This window comes from Burkholderia sp. WSM2232 (genome assembly GCF_000472545.1).
Lineage (GTDB): Bacteria > Pseudomonadota > Gammaproteobacteria > Burkholderiales > Burkholderiaceae > Paraburkholderia.
This window is the reverse complement of sequence record NZ_AWZV01000007.1, coordinates 38,021-55,421: the sequence shown is the minus strand read 5'-3', so window position 1 is coordinate 55,421 and position 17,401 is coordinate 38,021. Positions and strand designations below refer to the sequence as shown.

The window sequence follows — 17,401 nt, the reverse complement described above, 5'->3', positions numbered from 1 at the left end:
CGGTGCGGCGGTCATCCGGACGACCGCGGACTAGTGATTACCGATGTCTCCCAAAGGCCGCGCACAGCCTTTCAGCAACCAACGCGGGCGCTCCCACACCCCGCCAATTGCAACAATTTAGCGTCACAAATCCGGCGCGTCCAGTTTGTTACGTACAGGCTCATTGGGCGTGTGACCGAATGCGTTAGCAATACCCTGACCTCAACGAAGCTTGGTGTCGGCAACTGCGCGACGGAAACGCTGTCCTCGAAATAGACCAGTCAGTAAGTAGTTAGTTTTGCTACTAATTCACGCGAAACGTACTGACGCGCAGACGCGGGCAGGCCCTTCGCCGCAGAACCGGACGCGGCCTGCTCCTGTTGTGCCGGACCCCTGCGCACTGTTCTCCCATTCGTGGAATAACCCAGGCTGCCCACGTGTTCTTGACGATGCACCGGTCACGCTGTCGGGCACCCGCGTGGTCATGCGTGACAACGCATTGTTTCTGATCTGGGCTAGGGCCTTGCATCGGCTCCTGCCGCCATAACACTAGAATATGACACCCCATTCGAATATGCTGCTCCTGTACGATGGAACGGCCGAATCTCAAGCAGCGCTCACGCGCTGCACGCAGCTCTCCCTGGCATTGAAGTCTCATGTAGACGTCGTGTGTGTCGTCGATCCAGACAGTGCAAACGCGACCTGCGCCGGCATGCTGAGCCAGCTTGCTTACACCTACCTCGAAGATCTCGCGCGCCGCACGCTCGCTACCGCGGTTGCTCAGTTGATGCAACACGGCGTGACGGCGCATGGCTATCTGACGTTCGGGCGCAAGGCGGATGCGATTTCACACCACGCGGCCTCTTCGCCGCCGGGTATGGTCGTGGTCGGGCATCGTCCGAAAACGGGACTCGTGCGCTGGTGGGGCGAGCGTCCCATTTATGTCGATCTGGCAGAACGTCTGCCGGGTTGCACCATCGTTACCGTTACGCTGCCGGCAGAATAGAGAGTTAGTGATCGTTTTGCCATTTGGCGAGCGCGGCGACCTGGGCGGCACATGCCACCAGCCCCGTCCCGGCTCGCCGAGTCGACCAAAGGAAAGACCACTTCAGACTGGCCAGTGAGTTGCCAATGGCGCCCTGCCCGTTTCCAACGGACATGCGCCGCCGCCTACATCTTGGCGACGTCGATCAGCGTTTTTTCCCGCTTCATAGCGATACAACGATACGACGATACGACGCCTTGCTTGAGGTCGCCCTTCGAGTCAGATCTGATCTCACCCGTGCCCCCGGCGTAGTCGGTGCTCGCCTGATTTTCACATCGTCGTCGCTTCATAGCTCTCTTTCAGCCTACCGCCAGCAGAATGACCGCCACATTTAACGCCCCGCTCCTTGGCTCGCGCTGTCAGAACGCGCCGTCGGAGCCAACCGCTTGCTGAACTGGGCGCCGATCTTTTGCCGCGCACGAGAGAGTCGGCTCATGATCGTGCCGATCGGCACGCCTAGCGTTTCGGCCGCTTCCGCATAACTCAGCCCCTCCACAGCCACCAGCAGCATGACGATTCGCTGTGCCTCGGGCAGTCGCTCGACGGCCGCGATGACCTGGCCGCCCAGCACGGCCACGTGAGGATTGCGCGCGCCGGGGTCCGCCGCAGTGGCGAGCAAGATGTCGTCCCATTCCTCGCTGCAACGCCTGCGCACTTGACGGGAGCGCACTTCGTCAATCCACGTGGAGTGCGCGATAGAAAACATCCAGCTAAGGGGCGACGTACCTGGCTGCAGTTGGCCCGCACGCTCGAGTCCTCGCACGCAGGCTCGCTGGAGTAAATGCTCGGCGTCGTGCTGATTCCCGCACAGGCGCAGAGCGAACGCCCACAACCGCGGCAGCATGCCTGGCAGCAAACTGGGCAGATTCTCAAAATCTGCTTTTGACATGATTGACCAGTTGAAAGCGAAAGTTACAGGGCACTCAAATGCGGCGGATGGCTGCTGGCGGACGGACGGCTGCCAACTGCCACCTCTCTGACTCATGTCCCGCAGCCATTCGTGCAAGCATTCTTAGCCCGTGTGCATGCGGCGCGCTATCATCGTGTAGAAGTTGCAGGATGCAAAGAACGTATTGCTCGACGATGCTCTTTGCAACTTGTCGACGTAGTCACTGGCCTCACGTTCCGACATCACTCCAGCACTCGGCAGCAGAATGCGTAACGCGGGGAGAGTCGAGGACCAGAAATCGGCACGTCCGATGTCGGCGGCAACATACGCTCTTGACCATTCCAGGCTGAATCCCTGATCTGACAGAAGCCTCGGCATTGCCCGCATCACGCGGCCTTGAGTGTGGCCCGCCAGCGCTTGCAGCCGGTCAGTCCCGGCGCCTCCGTCAGGCGCGTCGGTCGCGTACGTGAGGGAATCGAAGTCACCGTCAAATACCACGATCCTGCCCTCGGGCCGAAGGAGTCGCCGCGCCTCCTGCAAAACGGTTGCTGGGTCGACAACATGACTTACCAAAGTATGCATGATCAACACATCATAATGACCCTGCAGTTCGATGATTGAATGAGCGTCGCCGGTCAGGAAATCTATCCTGTCGGCCAGTCCTTCCTCCGATGCCAACCGCTTCCCGGTCTCTATAAGGTAACGACTGATGTCAATTGCCGTGACCCGTCCGCTGAAGGTGTCGCGCTTCGCGATCATCCGGGCGATGGCTCCCGTCCCGCAGCCAAGGTCGAGAACCGATTCATGACCGTTAAGTTTCAGTGCGTTGACATATTCGTCAACCACCTGCTGAAAAAAGCAGTGCTTTGCGCGGGCCTCCAGCCGTGCAGCAATGGCTGACAGTGATTTCTCATCTGCCTCGAACGTTCGGGCAAAGACGTCCGGGCCTTTCAACTGTTTCTGTGACACCATAATGGACCGTGAGTGAAGCGGGAGAAGCTCATACGTTCTACCTCCCTTGCGATGAATCGTCCCTGAAGATTTGCATCCGCATAGCGCACGAACAACTTCGGCGTGTGCTGTTCCTTGCGCGAGCGGTTTGCTACTCATCTAGCAGGCTGTCGTTATGTGGCGCACCAATTCCCGGGCACGAGCAAATGCCGATACAACGAATCGGACAATAGCGAGACCGGGCTAATCGGCGCAGCCACCGGTCGTATCCGATCGTTTCTCCGCGGAACTGCCAGCCGCGATGGCAGCGCGTCAGTGTAGTTCGATGAACAACGTTGTGTATCCGCAATTCGCGAAATTGCCTTTCCAAATCGAGCACGGTCGCTGCGGGTCAATGGTGTAAGCCCGGATCGCAAGATGATGTCCCTGGATGTCGTACGCGCCAGCGATACGAAGATGCTTCCATGGTCCCGCCTGCCGCTCATGCAATCGCGTTGGCCCCCATCAGAGCGCTGATCGTCTGCACCATCGATAGGCAGCCTGAAACGAAAGGTACCCTGCTGCTGATGTGTTGCAGCGTAGCCCGACCATCGGAGGCGCCGCCGCGGTACGCTCCTCTCCTGCTGGAGACAACGAATGCCCGCCTGGCTGTGACTCAGATCGAAGTGCGTCGCGAAGCGTCGATTAGTGAGGTGAGCTGGCCGAGGCTGTCGGCAGCAGGACCGGAGTGCGGTGAACTGATAGCCCTAAGTGCTTACCTCGAACTTGAAGTCTGCACTAAACATTGTTCATCGAGCCCGGTGATAAACACCATTCGTCGGGTAGGCTCAACGGAATAACCATCTACCTGGCTCGGGCTTCTGTCATGACGCACTGCTGGAATAGCAGGGCGCCTGTGACTCGAGAATCATGCGTACAAAGTTCGCCGGGTGCGATCTCACTGACGTGGGGGGCAGAAACACCGAGTCTCCGCGTCTAACGTGCAGACCGCTAGAAATACATAACCCATCGTCCCGCGCGACGCCTAGCCGCCATAGTTGGTCAGCGTACCTGCCGGAGCACGGGTCGCTCCACGACACGCTGAGCGTCCTTGTTGTAAGTCGCTCCATGTTTGACACGAGCCTCTCAGGGTTTTTTACGTAAGCCTGCGCCCGCGCATTGGCTCGCAGCCGTGGCGAAAGCCGACTCTTCCTTCCTGGACCGAATCCGCCCGTCGGCGCCAGTTTCTCTGCGAATGGATGGGGCATCAGCACCTCAACCAAAGCACGGAAGTAGAAATCTCCTGGAGCCGCAATAGCCGCCGGGTAGTTGCCTGGATAGGTATCGCCCTCTTCGGGCAAGGCTTCCGGTCGAGCGGCGCCAATGCAATCATTCGCGACATTACTCATTTTGTCCTGCTCACACGTCGACAGATCTGGAGGTGCTGCGTTTGCGCTGTGTGCCACAGGGCTGTCATCCAAGTGCCTGGATGCGCGCCGGGGGGCCGCCGTCCACTGGCAAGCCAGGGGATTAGCTGTCGCCTGCATGCACCACCGCTCGCGAGATAAGCACCAGGCGACCAGCGCGTACCGTAACGCGATCAATTGCCCAGATCAGTTTTAGTCCCGCAGTTCAGGGGCATAGAAAACGATCAATCTGCTTACCGTTCATAGAACCTGCCCCCGCCGCCATCCTCTAGCTCCACTGCGTCAGCCGCCGTTACGCGGGCGCAGTTGTCACGAAAGGAGTCGTCGGCTAAGGACAAGATCAAAGCTGACCGTGGTGAACGGATCGCTCATCATGTTGCCGTCGGGCGATCGACCTCGCATGTGACGGGTCCAAGGCACGACTAGCGAGGATCGGACGCCGAACACCGCATCGCCGTCAAGATAAGGGTCGCCTTCCCTAAACACATGGGTGACAAGCCGTTCGTACCCGGGCGCTGTGACCATGAAGTGCAAGTGAGCGGGACGCCAGGGGTGACGCCCTAGCGCAGAGAGCATGAGTCCCACCGGACCGTCGTGTGGGATCGGGTACGGCGTGGGCACGATCGAGCGGAAGAAATAGCGTCCATCCGGCATGCTGTGCAACACGCCTCGCGCGCGTTGCTGTGCGTCGTTCAATCGCTGAACGTCATAAAGCCCATCGGCGTCCGCTTGCCATATTTCAATACGCGCGCCTGCTATCGGTTCGCCTTCGGGGCCACGAACATGACCAGAAACGAAACAGGGCTCGCCAGCAGCACCATTGGCAATATCGTCGCCGTTCCGATAGGCCGGTGCGTTGTCAACGAAAAAAGGTCCAAGGACGGTGGCTTCGGTGCAGCCATCTGGCTTGCGATGTGCCATCGCTGTGACAAGCGCGGAAAGCCCTAGAGCGTCGGACAGAAGAACGAACTCCTGACGCTGCTCGTTGGTAACGTGACCGACGTCGGTTAAAAAGCGGATTCCAGCCTCCCATTCTCGTTCTGTCAGGCCGGTTTCCCTTGCAAATGCGTGAAGATGCCGGACAAGACTGGAGACGATAGCTTTGAGCCTTTCGTCTGGGGCATTCTGGTGACTGGCAATAACGGCTTCTGTAACGGTGTTTTCGTCGAGATTTCGCATTCGTGAGTTCGTTTATGGCGACCGGGTCGCGAACCGGACTGCTGACGGGATTTTGACCGGCCCATTTCCGTGGTGCTGGTGGCAGTAAGAAGGTATTGCCAGGCAGGCAACGACGCCTCACCACGTAGAACACTTGGGATCAGGTGTTATTCCAGAAGGTCACCGCAAAGATGAAAAGCGGCTTCACTGAACTGTTCCAGCCAGACGCCCTTTTCCCGGAATCATCTGCGCATGACCCGCAGCGCGTTCCACAGGAATCGCTGAACAGCCGAACTATTTGCGCTGGCTTCGTCTTACCAATGCGCGCCTAGAGATCTACTTAAGGCGTACGATTCACAGGCTTCGCTTGCCCAAGACCACTCATCGTGGACGCAGAGCGCTCCGGCACGCGGTCTTCGCCGGCTCCGTCTGGCGCGTTTTGGGGCGGCGAGCATCGGGAGAACGTTTGCGGCCGGGCCGGGACAACGACTTGCTCGCGCATGGCCCGTTCGACAGTTGATTGGAGGTAGATAATTGACTATCCGAAACCCGGCGTGAGGCCGGGCGCTGAATCCCGCGCCAGCAGCGTCCGCCAAAGATCCACCAGCGGCGGGCACGCGGCGCATGCCCGGGCAAACTGATCCAGCTGGACGGCAGTGCTCACCGCTGGTTCAAGGGGCACGCGCCGGCGTGCCCGCTGCGGGTATCCATCGACGATGCGACGGTCCCCCTGATTTTCTGCCGGTCTACCACTGTCCACCGCGCCAGTAACTGGCGGCGAGCTAATGGGACTACCGCGCAAATTCCGCCCGGCAGCCAGTCATGGGCGAGTTAAGGCTGACGTGTGGCATTGCAGTAGCCCGCGGGTGGCTGGCGGGCTTCCCATGCGCACAGCAATTACATCCTCAGGATCTTGCCGACCGTCTCACGGAACTTGCTGGTGGCGTTATCGATCGCCTCATCGGCCTCATCGTCGAGGTTGCCGACGTTCTCATCCAGCACCTCCTGCAGCGTCAGGTACGCTGCAATGATGCCGTCTGCCTGTTCGTCAGCCATGTGCTCATACACAGCTTCCCCGAGTGCCTCCATGAAATCGCCACGGCCTCCCCCAATGAGGCCATCCGCGTTGTTTTCCAGGTCGTCCTTGAACTGCTCTACGTGAGCCATGTTTGTCCTCCGAAATGTCGGTACAGCGTGGTCAGTCAGTGCGTACGATGAGCAAGGAATGCGCCTGACGCGGCTATGCTCCGCGGGGCCAAGGCCACCGTGGCCGGGCCAGGCCGCCGATAGAGGCGTATCCGCGCCCGCCGAAGGCAAGCTACTTGAGCATCCGTACGCACACCTCGAAACGACGCCGACGATTTCAGGCATCACTGGCATGCGCGTTCGGCAGCTTGAACTTCGAATGGTCCGACGCCGTGCGGCTCGCGTTGTCTGCCTTGCTCCCCCGCCGCGAGGAAGCGCGTTCCACGGCCTATGTGCGATGCAGCACGCAACCGCGGTCAGGCCGCGAAGAAGAGCCGTTCCAGTTCCGCGCCAGGGTCTGGCGCGCGCATGAACGCCTCGCCGACGAGGAACGTGTCGACGCCAGCGCCGCGCATCCGCTCGACGTCGCTGGTGCGAAGAATGCCCGACTCGGTGACAACAATGCGGTCGTCCGGAATGTCGTCGAGCATGTCCAGTGTCGTTTGGAGATCGACTTCGAATGTGCGCAAGTTACGGTTGTTTATGCCGATTAGAGGTGTGGTCAGGGTCAGAGCCGTGTCGAGTTCTTCGCGCGAATGCACTTCTACCAGCACTGCCATTTTCAGAGAATGCGCAAGAGCCTCGAAGTCACGCATCTGCGCCGGATCGAGCTCAGTTGCAATCAGCAGGATGCAATCGGCTCCCATCGCGCGGGCTTCGTAGATTTGATACGGGTCAACCGTGAAGTCCTTACGCAACACCGGCAGGACGCAGGCGTTACGCGCGGCAGTCAGGTCGGCGGCGGTCCCCCGGAAGAATAGTCGATCGGTCAGCACCGACATGCATGCCGCGCCATGCTTCTGGTAGGACGCGGAGATCTGCGCCGGTTCGAACGGATCGCGAATCAGGCCTTTCGATGGACTAGCCTTCTTAGCTTCTGCTATCACCGCGGGCAAGCCGCTCGCGTGCTTCTCGCGCAGTGCGCCGACAAAGTCGCGCACCGGCTGAGCTGCACCCTCACGCTGCAGCACTTCTACGGGCTTCGACGCCTGGTTCGCGACGATTTCTTCGCGCTTGGCGGCAAGGATTTTCTTCAAAACATCGGACATATTTGATTTGCTGGTCTTGCATGGCACTGAATGCCACGGTAGTTGAAAAACGTGCGTGCTTCGGGAGTACTCGCCCTTAGAACACGCTTCCCAGACGAATATTCCCGGAAGTTTGTGTTTCTTTGCGCCTGCAACGAAGCAAGGCATGCGGTGCATAGGGGCTGTCGGCATTCCCCCGTGGAGCACGAGACATAGACGTCACAGTGTGATTTTTTCGCATTTTTTTCGCAATGCATGAAGCTGCGGCCGATCCTCGAAAGCACAATGAAAAAAAGAAATCACGTGCTGGTCATATCGTGTCTCTAAGGTCTGCGCACGGCAACACGTGACAGCTTCGTCACCGCCGTCAACGGAGATAAACAACATCATGCGTACGCCCTTCCCTGCCCCGCCCACCAACAAAATGATCGCTGCCGCTGCGGCAGTCATCGCTCTGGCGTCACCAAGCGCGCAAGCCGGGTTGCCAGATCCCACGACACAGATTACGCAGAGCGGCTACACGCCTTTGTATATCGGCGTCGATACCGAAACAGCAACCGTGCCGTCGAATCCGGCGACGGCTGGGGGCAAGCCCACCATCAGCCGCGCGTATGTGATGCGCGTCGATTTGCGTGCGCCAGGCGTGAGCGTCGAGACAACCGCACATAGCGGCCCCCTGATGACGACTTCAGAGACAATTTCGCAGTTTGCCGCCCGCACTGGCGCACGCCTCGCAATCAACGCGAACTTCTTCGCACCTTGCTGCGCCGCTACACCCGAGCCGAAGACGGTCATCGGCCTGTTGGTGTCACACGGGCAGGTCGTGAGTCCATTGACCAATGATCCGACGCAAAGCGAAGCGGTGCTCGCGATCACGCGACAAGGCCGCGCATACATCGCAGAAGCACCGCAGATTTCGGCGCAGGACCTGAAGCTTATCGACACGGCAGTCGCCGGCTCCGCGATTCTGCTCAAGAACGGCCAGGACGTCAGCGCCCAAAGCCCCAACGAAGGTGATCCGCTGAATCCGAATCCACGGACGCTGGTGGGCCTCTCGAATCAAGGGCGGTTTCTCTATTTGACGGTGATCGATGGGCGTGTGGCGGGCTACTCAGCGGGCACGACCAACGCGCAGTCAGCGCAATTGATGAAGGCGATCGGCGCGGATGATGCAATCAACCTTGATGGCGGCGGGTCGACCGAACTCGTGAGCGCTCAGCATGGAGGAGTGCCTTTCATCGTCAACACGCCAAGCGGCGGTGCAGAACGGCTCGATGCGGCCGCAATCGGCGTACATGCGTTGAAGCTGCCGGACTTGCCCGGGTCGCCGTTCTAGCACCTTTGAAGATGGCGGATACACGACGCACCGACGCGCCCGACGGTTAGCGCGTCGATTCGCGAGGGCTCACGCTCGATCGAGCGCGGCGTTATTCGGACCCTTGTAGACGGTGTTCTGGGTGATAAAAACGTACTGGCAGCACAAACGGCCCAGGTAGGGTGCGTAGCGTGTTCTTCAGCGTGGACATTTATGCACTCCTTAGTGTCAAAAAAATGACATCTATGACGTTAAAAAAACAGGAGCTTTCTTCACATCTCGTGATTCCGTGAACCAACGTGAATTGGCTATTTTTCGATTCGCTAACGCAGCGGAGAATCGTTATCATGGAGGACCATTGTTGTTCTCCCAATCCGTCCAGCTTTATCTGCGATATTTACAATGTCGATTACAGTCAGTTTTCCTGCCGAAGTACGCGACTGGATCGCACACAATCTGACGCGCGGCGTGGTGCCGTCGGCGATCGTGCAAGAACTGGTCGGCCGAAACAATCCTGTCGAGCTTGCCTCGGCCATGGTCGATGCGGTGTCGTCTGCGTTCATGTACGGCGCACCATTGCCCGGCGAGACGATAGTGATCGGCGCAACGCCGCTAACGTATCAGCCGGAGCCGCTGCGTATTCCGGACGGCACGCTGATTCCGCTCGGCGAGCGCACGGCGCGCGTGATCGCGCGCATGCAGCGGCCGGCCGCGGTGCAACTGGCCGGTTTTCTGAGTGCGAACGAATGCGAACAGTTGATCGCACTCGCGCGACCTCGTCTGGACCGCTCGACGGTAGTCGATCCGGTGACCGGCCGTCAGGTAGTGGCCGGTCATCGCAGCAGCCACGGCATGTTCTTTCGTCTCGGCGAAACGCCGCTGATCTCGCGCCTCGAAGCGCGTATCGCCGAACTTACGGGGCTGCCGGTCGAGCATGGCGAAGGTCTGCAGTTGTTGCATTACGAAGCCGGCACGGAATCGACGCCGCACGTGGACTACCTGGTCGCCAACAATGCGTCGAACATCGAGTCAGTCGCTCGCAGCGGACAACGCATGGGCACACTGCTGATGTATCTGAATGACGTCGATGGCGGCGGCGGAGAAACGGTCTTCCCGCATCTCGGCTGGTCGGTGACGCCGCGACGCGGCGATGCCCTCTACTTCGAATACGGCAACAGGTCCGGGCTGTCCGATCCGAGCTCGCTGCATGCGAGCACGCCCTTACGCGCGGGCGAAAAGTGGGTTGCCACGAAATGGATTCGTACGCGCCGCTTCGTGCCGCGCGACAACGCCCGTGACAACCCATAAACGCCTGCGGGTGGGCGGCATCAAGCCGCCCTGCCTTCACCGCTGGAATACCTCGTCGGCGACCCAGCCGTGCGCCGTGAGGTACACGCCTTCGCGCAATTGCATCGTGCCTGCGCCTTCGACTACACGCTTGATCATCGGAAATACGCGCTGCGCGTCGGCATTTTTCGCCCACGGCGCGGGATCGATCTTGTACGTGTACACCACCGAGGTCACCGTCTTGCCGTTCAGTTGGATGGGTTTTTCCCAGCCCACCACCTTGTCGAGCGTCAGGGTCGCCGCGCAGAAGTCGGCCGGATGCGTCACGCGTGACACGGCGGTAGCGACCACTTCGGGAATGTGCAGATAGTACTTCTGACCTTCTGGCGTCAACTGATACTGCCGCGCCATGGAGGTAATCTTCTTGCCGTCCGCGTCGACACGTTCAACCTGCATGTCCTTGCCTGCCACGAGGCCGAGTTTTTCGAGCACCGGCATCTGAATCGCGTCGCGCGTACCGTTGGCGCGATCGTCGGGCGTCACGTAGATCGGCCAATCGTACTTGGCGAGGCACAGATGGCCGTGGTGCTCGAGGAAACCTTTGACGGCGGCGGTGAAATTCTCGCGATTGGCGTCCTGACTCTTGTCATGGCAGCCGGCGAACAAGGTAAGCGCAATCAGGGACAGCGCGCCAAGAGCAAGGCGGGCGGCAGTGGAACGTCGTGTCATGGTCTATGTTGCTCTGGTTGATTAACGTCTGGATAAGTTATCGAGTTGCGATGGGCCGGCTTTATGGACCGGTTACGCGTGGCGATACATGCGAATAGATGGGTCGACATGCGGCGCTTGGCCGGCCGTGAGCCAGGCCCTGCGCCGTTCGTCGTTAGTTGACGCAGGCACCGCTCGTCGGCGGCGTAGCGGGCGGTTGATAGCCGTCCGTCAGCGTGTTCAGGAAGCAAATGACGTCGGCAATGTCCTGCGGCGTCATTTGCGGCGCCGAGTGAACCGGGCGCGGCAGCGCGCCGTCCGCCGCGGTCGTGCCGCCCGCATCGGTCTGCCCTTGGCCGAGCGGCAGTTCTTCGTCGATATTGCCCTGGAATTGCGCGGGCAGATCGTTGAAACGTGCGGCCGTGGCACCCGAGGCTGCCTGCGGGAACAGCGCAAACGACGGATTCTGAACCATCTGGCTGGTGTCGCCACCTGTGCTCGGATACCAGTACTCTGGGTTCGTATCGCGCGTGTTGTAGAAATTCAGTACCTGCACGAGCGAGTGGAAGACGCCGTTATGGAAGAACGCAGTGCGCGTCGAGACGTTGCGTAGCGTCGGCACCTTGAAACGGCCGCAGTACGGGTCTGGAACATTGACGCCGGTAAACTGGTCCGCACCGCCGCCGCTGTTTGCGGTGCCGGGCGGGTGAATGGTCGCGAGCGGACCGCACAGGCCCATGTCGTAGTACGCGCTATTCGCGTTGCTTGGAATCGGGTTTGGATTACCGGGAATCTGCGCGTCGTTGCGCGGCGCGCCAATTGCCTGATACGTGAAGTCGGTCATCAACGCGACCGAGCCGTTGAAGTTCGCGCCCCCGAAGTGGCAGGCTGCGCACCCTGCGCCGTTGTCGGTATTGTTAAAGAGCGCAAGTCCGCGCAGTTCTGCCGCAGTCAGCGTGCCGCCAATCTTGTTCCCCAGATACAGGTCGAACTTGCTCGAGTACGGCTGGAAGCTCGGGTCTTCTTGCTGGAACGCCTGCAGTGCCAGTCCGATGTCGGTAAACGCGGCATCCGTATTCGAGAACACGCCTGCACCAAACGCCTGCTGGAACAGCGGCGCATAGGACGCGCTCTGCACGGCGTGCACCACGTTCGCCGCAGACGAATTATTCATTTCGAGCGGATTGAGGAGCGGCAGCGACGCCTGCGTCGCGAGCGTAGTGGCGCGGCCGTCCCACATGAAGCCGCCGCCCGGCGCGTTTTGCGTGACGCCGTCCGGGTTGGCAGCGATGTCGTCGTACGGCGGCGTCATGGATTTGTACCGCAGAGAAGGCGCCGCGCGCTGGCCGCTCACCGAGGGATCCGAGCCGAGCTGAACGGACAGGCTGTTGGGCGGCCCGTACGCGAATTGGGGGTTGTGGCACGTCGCACATGCCATGTTCTTGCCACCCGACAGATTCTGGTCGAAGAACAGTTGCTTGCCGACCTGAGCGGCCGCGCTCAGCTTCACTTGCTGGGTCGCGTCCGGGCTGGAGCCGAGTGGTTCGCTCGACGAGGCCTGGGGCGAATCCCCGCTGCCGCCGCCACAGCCCGCCAGGATTAATAAGAGCGCACCCGTAAGCACGCCGAGATAAAGCTTGCGCATATCGATTCCTTGCGGGTTCGCTCTTCAGACGACTCCGTTCTCAACGTATCGGAGAGCGAACGCAGGTGGCACGTCACACAATGCAACTGGCAGGCCGCGCAACACGTGGCCTGCCATGCATCAACTGGTATTAACGAACGAATGCATATCGGCAGCGGGAAGCCGAATTGCGCCTCCCGCTGCCGTCCGCTTTGCTTACTTCTGCGTCCACACGTTGGTCTGCTTCGCGTCCGGACCCACCTGCGCGGTAGCGAGCGAAGTGCCGCTCACGTCACCGGGATTAAGGCGCTGCTTGTACGCCGCCGGAATGGTGTAGGCGTGATTCATCGGGCGAACGGAATCGAAGTGCGTGTCCGCGCTGCTGGCGAATTCAGGCAGGTTGAGGATGTTCTGCGCGATGAACAATTCCGTGTACTTCGCACGGGCGAGGTATGTGGCAGGACGCATCGGATCGGCGATCTGGAACATGTCCTGGAGCGTACGCACCAGCGAGAAGTGGCTGTACGAATCGCTGTCCGTAATACCCTGAGCCGCGGTCTGCTGGTTTGTCAGGACACCAAAGATCGAGTTGCCGTGACCGTGGTTGCCGTTGCCGTACTTGAGCAGCGATGCCGCAACCGGCGAGAAGCTGCCGTCCGCGTTCTGCTGTAGCGGCTGAGCGCTACTACCGGACGTCGGATTCCAGCCGCAGCATGAGGTGCTGGTGCCGCCGCCTTCGTCGAACATCACGACTATCGCCACCTTGCGCTGGCGATTCGCCCAGAGCGGCGATGCCTGGATCTTGTCGACGAGCAGCTTAACGTATGCGTCACCACGCTGGATGATGTTGGTGCCCTTGCACGAGGCATCGCTACCAACGCTGTGCATGTCGTCGCACTGGTCCGGCATGATGAAGTTGATGTTACCCACATCGCCGCTTGCAAGGTCGGTGCTGAACTGATCGTAGTTCCAGCCGGCCGGGATCGGGTAGGCCGTGGACTTCGCCCAGTCAGCGGCCGTGTATTGCGTGCCGAACAGCGTGCGATTATCCGCGTAGAACTCCGGTAGATCGCGCGTGGTCTGATAGGCCATGCCCGGGTGGTGCTTCGTCTTGTACAGACCGCCCGGAACCGCGGACGGCGTGCCCACCGCGCCGGGGCCAGTAAAGGTGTCGGACACCGCGGAATCGGCAATGCTGTCCGAGCGCGGATCCTGACCCGGGTTCATCGATTCGCTGTACGTGCGCCAGTTCATACCGGCTTGCGAAATCATCGTGAACAGGCTCGGCGCCTTCACGTTGTGTACCGCAACCGAACCGACGGCGCAGCTTTGACTGCCGAAGCTCGAAAGATGTGCGCTGTCGAGCGGCGGTGTAGTGCCCGTCGCGACGAGCGGTGCGCCATCCGAGGCGGTGCCCCCGGCGAACGCGGCGTCCGTCGGAGCACCGTTTGCGCCGCTGCCCGGCGCGCCCGCGCCGCAACCCCACCAGCTATCGTCGGTGATACCCCAGTCGTCTGCGCCACCGAGTGCCGTGTAGTTCGGCTCGCTCGGGTTGCCGGTCGCGTAGTACGTGGGGAAGTTGTTGTTGGCCGCCAGCAGAGCGTTGATGTTCGGGGCGAACTGTGAGCCGAGAATCGTGTTCGTACTCTTGTTCTCGAGCATCACGATGAAGATGTTGTCGTAGCGCGGAATCCCTTCGATGTTGAATGCGGCCTGCTGCGACTGCGCGAACGTAATCGGCGTTTGCTGCTGGGCCGGCGCCACGGCGGTGGCCGTGCTTACGTTAGCGAGACCGACTAGCGACGGATCGCCGCCCGGCACAGCGAGGTTATCCGGGTACAGGTCGTGGCGGTCGAACTTGGTCGTCGCGTACGTGTAGCGGTTCGCCAACTGGTTGTCTTCGAACAGCATCGACTGCTGCGCTGCGCCCGACATAGCGTTCAGGTCGCCGAGCACGGTAGATGCGGTTACTGCCACCGACGACGCACCCAGTGCCGGCACGCTCATGCGCGTGGCCAGGTTGTTCTTCTCGGTCGCGTAGCTGGTGCCGTTGGCTTCGACCAGACGCTGAACTTCGCTTGACATGGGGCTGATGACGACGTTAGTCGCGCCCTGGTCGGCGATCTGGGCGGCGGACGCCCGCAGAATCATGTGGCTGGCGACGGTCTGGCCGTTTGCGGTGTTTTTAGCCTTGGTGCTGATGTCGGCGATCAACTGGCCGGTGCCGGTGGTTTTCAGCGTGAAATGGCCATTGGCGTCCGTCGTAGCTGTTTCCGAATCGCACGCGCCATCGCCGTTTGAGTCGAAGCACACCGTAGCGCCGCTGTAATAACCAGCCTTGATGGTCGGATTGCCGGTCGTGTTGCCCGGAACGTAGGCCGCGGCTACAACGACGCCGGCTAGCGTCTGCTGCGGCTGTGCACTGCCGACGGACGACGACGAACCATTGTTGTCGCTGCCGCCGCAGGCGGTCAGCATGCACGCTGACGCGATTGAGGTTAGAAGAAGCGTATTGCGAGGTTTAGTAATGACCGACATGTGGGAGCCCCTGGGGTAGTTGCGTTGCTACTTCTTATGCTCTTGCGAACTCTGAACGTGCTAGTGGCGGGGTCGAATTGTCGGGCGGCGAGATTAACGTTCTGTGAAACAAAGTAACTTTTGATAACTTTTATTCTTTCGTTTCTATTTCAATGAAACGTTATCCTAACTATATGTCGGCTTCTGTTGGTGCTAAATGCCATCAGACATTACGCCCAAGCCACCTTCATGCAGACGGATTGCATATTGCTCTTCGTCGTGTTCGCCTTGCCGCTGATGCTGTGATAATGCACAAAATTCGATAGGTTCATATCATTAATGGAAGAGTCTGATGAGGGCTCTACAGGCCGGACTGAAGACAGGGTGAAAACCTTCTTGCAGCGCCGTTATCAGACAGTAATGTTTGAATACATAATTCGTAAGTTTCCCGACTTACATTCTCGTAGCAGGGAAATAGCTCGGATCGAAGCGTGCGGGTCTTCGATCCGGTTGAGAGAACAGCGCCTTGTGTATCGGCCTGGGCCGGACTGTCGCGGTCTTTCGCGGCATACACACTGAGGCGCATTTGTCGCGCCCCACTGTCTGCCGGGTCGACGAGCGAACGGATTGGCCTGTGCAATCGTGACGGTTGGCGTCACACGATGGTTAGGCAGACTAAGCTTCAGCCCTATTGCCTGGTCAACTCCGCGGAACGAAACGTCAACCCGGATTTGCCGCCGCCGCGGGCCGCGAGCAGGATCAAAGCGCCGCAAACTCCGATAACGCCAAGCGCGATAAACGAAGGTCCAAAGTTAGTTGAAATGGACTTCGTGTATCCGACAAGCAACGGGCCCAACAACTGACCAAGGAAACTTCCGCCGCCAATAACCAGGCCCACGGCAGGCACCGCCTTTCGCAGCGGCAGTACTTCTGTCAGGTACGACGAGATGAGCGGCGTGGGCATCTTCAGCACGAAGCCGACTGCGAGTATCAACGCGATCTGGGTGTACAGAAGGCGCGTCGGAGTCAGCGCGAGGCAGATCAGCAAAATGCCCGATACGGCCATGGGTACTGCAGCGTGCCAGCGGCGTTCCTGATTATGTTTGTCCGACCGGTCCGTAATGTAGTAAATGCCAAGCATCGACAGGATAAACGGTGCGCCGGACAGCACACCCACCATCATGCTGCTGATACGATCGTTAGCCTTGAATATGGTGGGAAGCCAGAGTGTCAGGCCGTAGAGAATGATCTGACTGCAAGCAAACCCGAGCACCAGCATCCAGACAAAAGGTTCCTTGAAGATCGTGAGCCATGAGTCCACGTTCCTGTCCTTGTGCACTGCCTGTTCGTCGGCAATGTGATATTCAATAGTTTGGCGATCGGCATTCGATAACCATCGCGCAGCGCCGAGACCGCGGGGGATCGCATAAAACCATACAAGACAGAATATCCACGCCGGAAGCCCTTCGACAATCATCATGACACGCCAGTCATGATGAGCGAGAACCAAAGCGGAAATAGGTCCGGCGAGGAACCCGCCTGCAGCGACGCTGAGGTTCGAGATGCCGAAGGCGCGGCCTCTTTCCGACTTGATGAACCACTGAGCCAGCAACATCGCCGAAGCCGCGTAGATCGGACCTTCCGAAAGACCCAGCGCAAAGCGGACAGCAAGCAGCTCCTGAAAGTTGCGGGCAAAACCCGTCAGCATCGATAGGCCGCCAAACAGCACCAGACAGATTCCGATTAGCCGTCGCGGACCCAGCCGGAGTGCCAGATAGCCGGCGAGCAGTTGGGTCACGATATATCCCCAGGCGAAAGCGGCGCCGATCCACCCCGATTGCACAGGGTTCAGCGCGAACTCTTTGGCGATGTACGGCAGTGCCATGCCGACATTCACTCGGTCGAAGAACGAGATCATGTACATCACAAAGACCGCTGGCAAGATGATGAACCAGCGCTTTCGTGCCATGCTCTTCACAGTCGTTGTCGTGTTCGTGCCCATCTGCGTGTCTCTCTCCAATGTGCTTCATTGCGCCGCCGGCAAGTGATCTGCGTATTAGTAGCCGGCCGTCGGATCTTCCGCGTTTGCTCAAGATAAAAGGACACGGAAGGGGTAAATGGTTGCGTCAGAAATGCGGTAACAATAGAAATTCGCGGACCCCATCACACAGGTCAAACTGACGCGAGCAACTGCGTGGACAGCGCCCGCGCCCCTGGTGCAATGCGCAAGGCAGCGGCGCCGCAAACGA

13 protein-coding genes are annotated in these 17,401 nt (G+C 59.8%); 3 read left to right on the top strand and 10 right to left on the bottom strand.

All coding sequences use genetic code 11. From position 1 onward, the window contains the following. Positions 1–535 precede the first annotated feature (535 nt). A complete protein-coding gene (locus tag F757_RS0106790) occupies positions 536–985 on the top strand; it encodes a universal stress protein (protein ID WP_084530758.1) in 450 nt (149 codons plus the stop codon). Between the two features lie 370 nt (positions 986–1,355). Here the strand turns inward: F757_RS0106790 and F757_RS0106780 are convergent, their stop codons facing one another. The 6 genes from F757_RS0106780 to trpC all read right to left on the bottom strand — a co-directional run bounded on the left by F757_RS0106780 (position 1,356) and on the right by trpC (position 7,722). Further along, positions 1,356–1,913: an RNA polymerase sigma factor gene (locus tag F757_RS0106780; protein ID WP_027210747.1), complete on the bottom strand. Its 558-nt coding sequence runs from the start codon at positions 1,911–1,913 to the stop codon at positions 1,356–1,358. A 123-nt stretch (positions 1,914–2,036) separates the two neighbouring features. Then, entirely contained in the window at positions 2,037–2,867 is an 831-nt protein-coding gene (locus F757_RS34555) for a methyltransferase domain-containing protein (RefSeq protein WP_198021358.1), read from the bottom strand. Between the two features lie 860 nt (positions 2,868–3,727). Then, a complete protein-coding gene (locus F757_RS36990; RefSeq protein WP_084530765.1) occupies positions 3,728–4,111 on the bottom strand; it encodes a DUF3331 domain-containing protein in 384 nt (127 codons plus the stop codon). A gap of 468 nt (positions 4,112–4,579) precedes the next feature. Beyond that, positions 4,580–5,449 (bottom strand): intradiol ring-cleavage dioxygenase, encoded by an 870-nt coding sequence (locus F757_RS0106770; protein ID WP_027210746.1) that lies wholly within the window; start codon positions 5,447–5,449, stop codon positions 4,580–4,582. Positions 5,450–6,325: 876 nt separating this feature from the next. Beyond that, positions 6,326–6,595 (bottom strand): hypothetical protein, encoded by a 270-nt coding sequence (locus F757_RS33105; RefSeq protein ID WP_027210745.1) that lies wholly within the window; start codon positions 6,593–6,595, stop codon positions 6,326–6,328. 335 nt (positions 6,596–6,930) lie between these two features. Beyond that, on the bottom strand, positions 6,931–7,722 hold the full coding sequence (trpC, locus tag F757_RS0106760; RefSeq protein WP_027210744.1) for an indole-3-glycerol phosphate synthase TrpC: 792 nt from the start codon (positions 7,720–7,722) through the stop codon (positions 6,931–6,933). 367 nt (positions 7,723–8,089) lie between these two features. Here trpC and F757_RS34550 point away from each other — a divergent pair, with 367 nt between their 5' ends. Next, positions 8,090–9,037 (top strand): phosphodiester glycosidase family protein, encoded by a 948-nt coding sequence (locus F757_RS34550; RefSeq protein ID WP_084530754.1) that lies wholly within the window; start codon positions 8,090–8,092, stop codon positions 9,035–9,037. A 381-nt stretch (positions 9,038–9,418) separates the two neighbouring features. Beyond that, entirely contained in the window at positions 9,419–10,324 is a 906-nt protein-coding gene (locus tag F757_RS0106750) for a 2OG-Fe(II) oxygenase (RefSeq protein ID WP_027210742.1), read from the top strand. Positions 10,325–10,360: 36 nt separating this feature from the next. On the opposite strand, the gene F757_RS0106745 is transcribed toward F757_RS0106750, so the two are convergent. The 4 genes from F757_RS0106745 to F757_RS0106725 form a co-directional block, all read right to left on the bottom strand. Then, complete coding sequence (locus F757_RS0106745; RefSeq protein ID WP_027210741.1) at positions 10,361–11,032, bottom strand: hypothetical protein; 672 nt, start codon at positions 11,030–11,032, stop codon at positions 10,361–10,363. A gap of 154 nt (positions 11,033–11,186) precedes the next feature. After that, the gene (locus F757_RS0106740) at positions 11,187–12,656 is read right to left on the bottom strand and encodes a cytochrome-c peroxidase (protein ID WP_027210740.1); all 1,470 of its coding nucleotides are present in this window, start codon (positions 12,654–12,656) and stop codon (positions 11,187–11,189) included. A gap of 195 nt (positions 12,657–12,851) precedes the next feature. Next, complete coding sequence (locus F757_RS0106735) at positions 12,852–15,173, bottom strand: alkaline phosphatase family protein (RefSeq protein ID WP_027210739.1); 2,322 nt, start codon at positions 15,171–15,173, stop codon at positions 12,852–12,854. 667 nt (positions 15,174–15,840) lie between these two features. Continuing rightward, entirely contained in the window at positions 15,841–17,154 is a 1,314-nt protein-coding gene (locus tag F757_RS0106725; protein WP_027210738.1) for an MFS transporter, read from the bottom strand. Positions 17,155–17,401 lie beyond the last annotated feature (247 nt).

Excerpts from the sequence above, each read along its gene's own strand:
- F757_RS0106790 (WP_084530758.1), top strand. The coding sequence starts at position 536 with ATGACACCCCATTCGAATATGCTGCTCCTGTACGATGGAACGGCCGAA.
- F757_RS0106780 (WP_027210747.1), bottom strand. The coding sequence starts at position 1,913 with ATGTCAAAAGCAGATTTTGAGAATCTGCCCAGTTTGCTGCCAGGCATG.
- F757_RS36990 (WP_084530765.1), bottom strand. The coding sequence starts at position 4,111 with ATGCCCCATCCATTCGCAGAGAAACTGGCGCCGACGGGCGGATTCGGT.
- F757_RS0106770 (WP_027210746.1), bottom strand. The coding sequence starts at position 5,449 with ATGCGAAATCTCGACGAAAACACCGTTACAGAAGCCGTTATTGCCAGT.
- F757_RS33105 (WP_027210745.1), bottom strand. The coding sequence starts at position 6,595 with ATGGCTCACGTAGAGCAGTTCAAGGACGACCTGGAAAACAACGCGGAT.
- trpC (WP_027210744.1), bottom strand. The coding sequence starts at position 7,722 with ATGTCCGATGTTTTGAAGAAAATCCTTGCCGCCAAGCGCGAAGAAATC.
- F757_RS34550 (WP_084530754.1), top strand. The coding sequence starts at position 8,090 with ATGCGTACGCCCTTCCCTGCCCCGCCCACCAACAAAATGATCGCTGCC.
- F757_RS0106750 (WP_027210742.1), top strand. The coding sequence starts at position 9,419 with ATGTCGATTACAGTCAGTTTTCCTGCCGAAGTACGCGACTGGATCGCA.
- F757_RS0106745 (WP_027210741.1), bottom strand. The coding sequence starts at position 11,032 with ATGACACGACGTTCCACTGCCGCCCGCCTTGCTCTTGGCGCGCTGTCC.
- F757_RS0106740 (WP_027210740.1), bottom strand. The coding sequence starts at position 12,656 with ATGCGCAAGCTTTATCTCGGCGTGCTTACGGGTGCGCTCTTATTAATC.
- F757_RS0106735 (WP_027210739.1), bottom strand. The coding sequence starts at position 15,173 with ATGTCGGTCATTACTAAACCTCGCAATACGCTTCTTCTAACCTCAATC.
- F757_RS0106725 (WP_027210738.1), bottom strand. The coding sequence starts at position 17,154 with ATGGGCACGAACACGACAACGACTGTGAAGAGCATGGCACGAAAGCGC.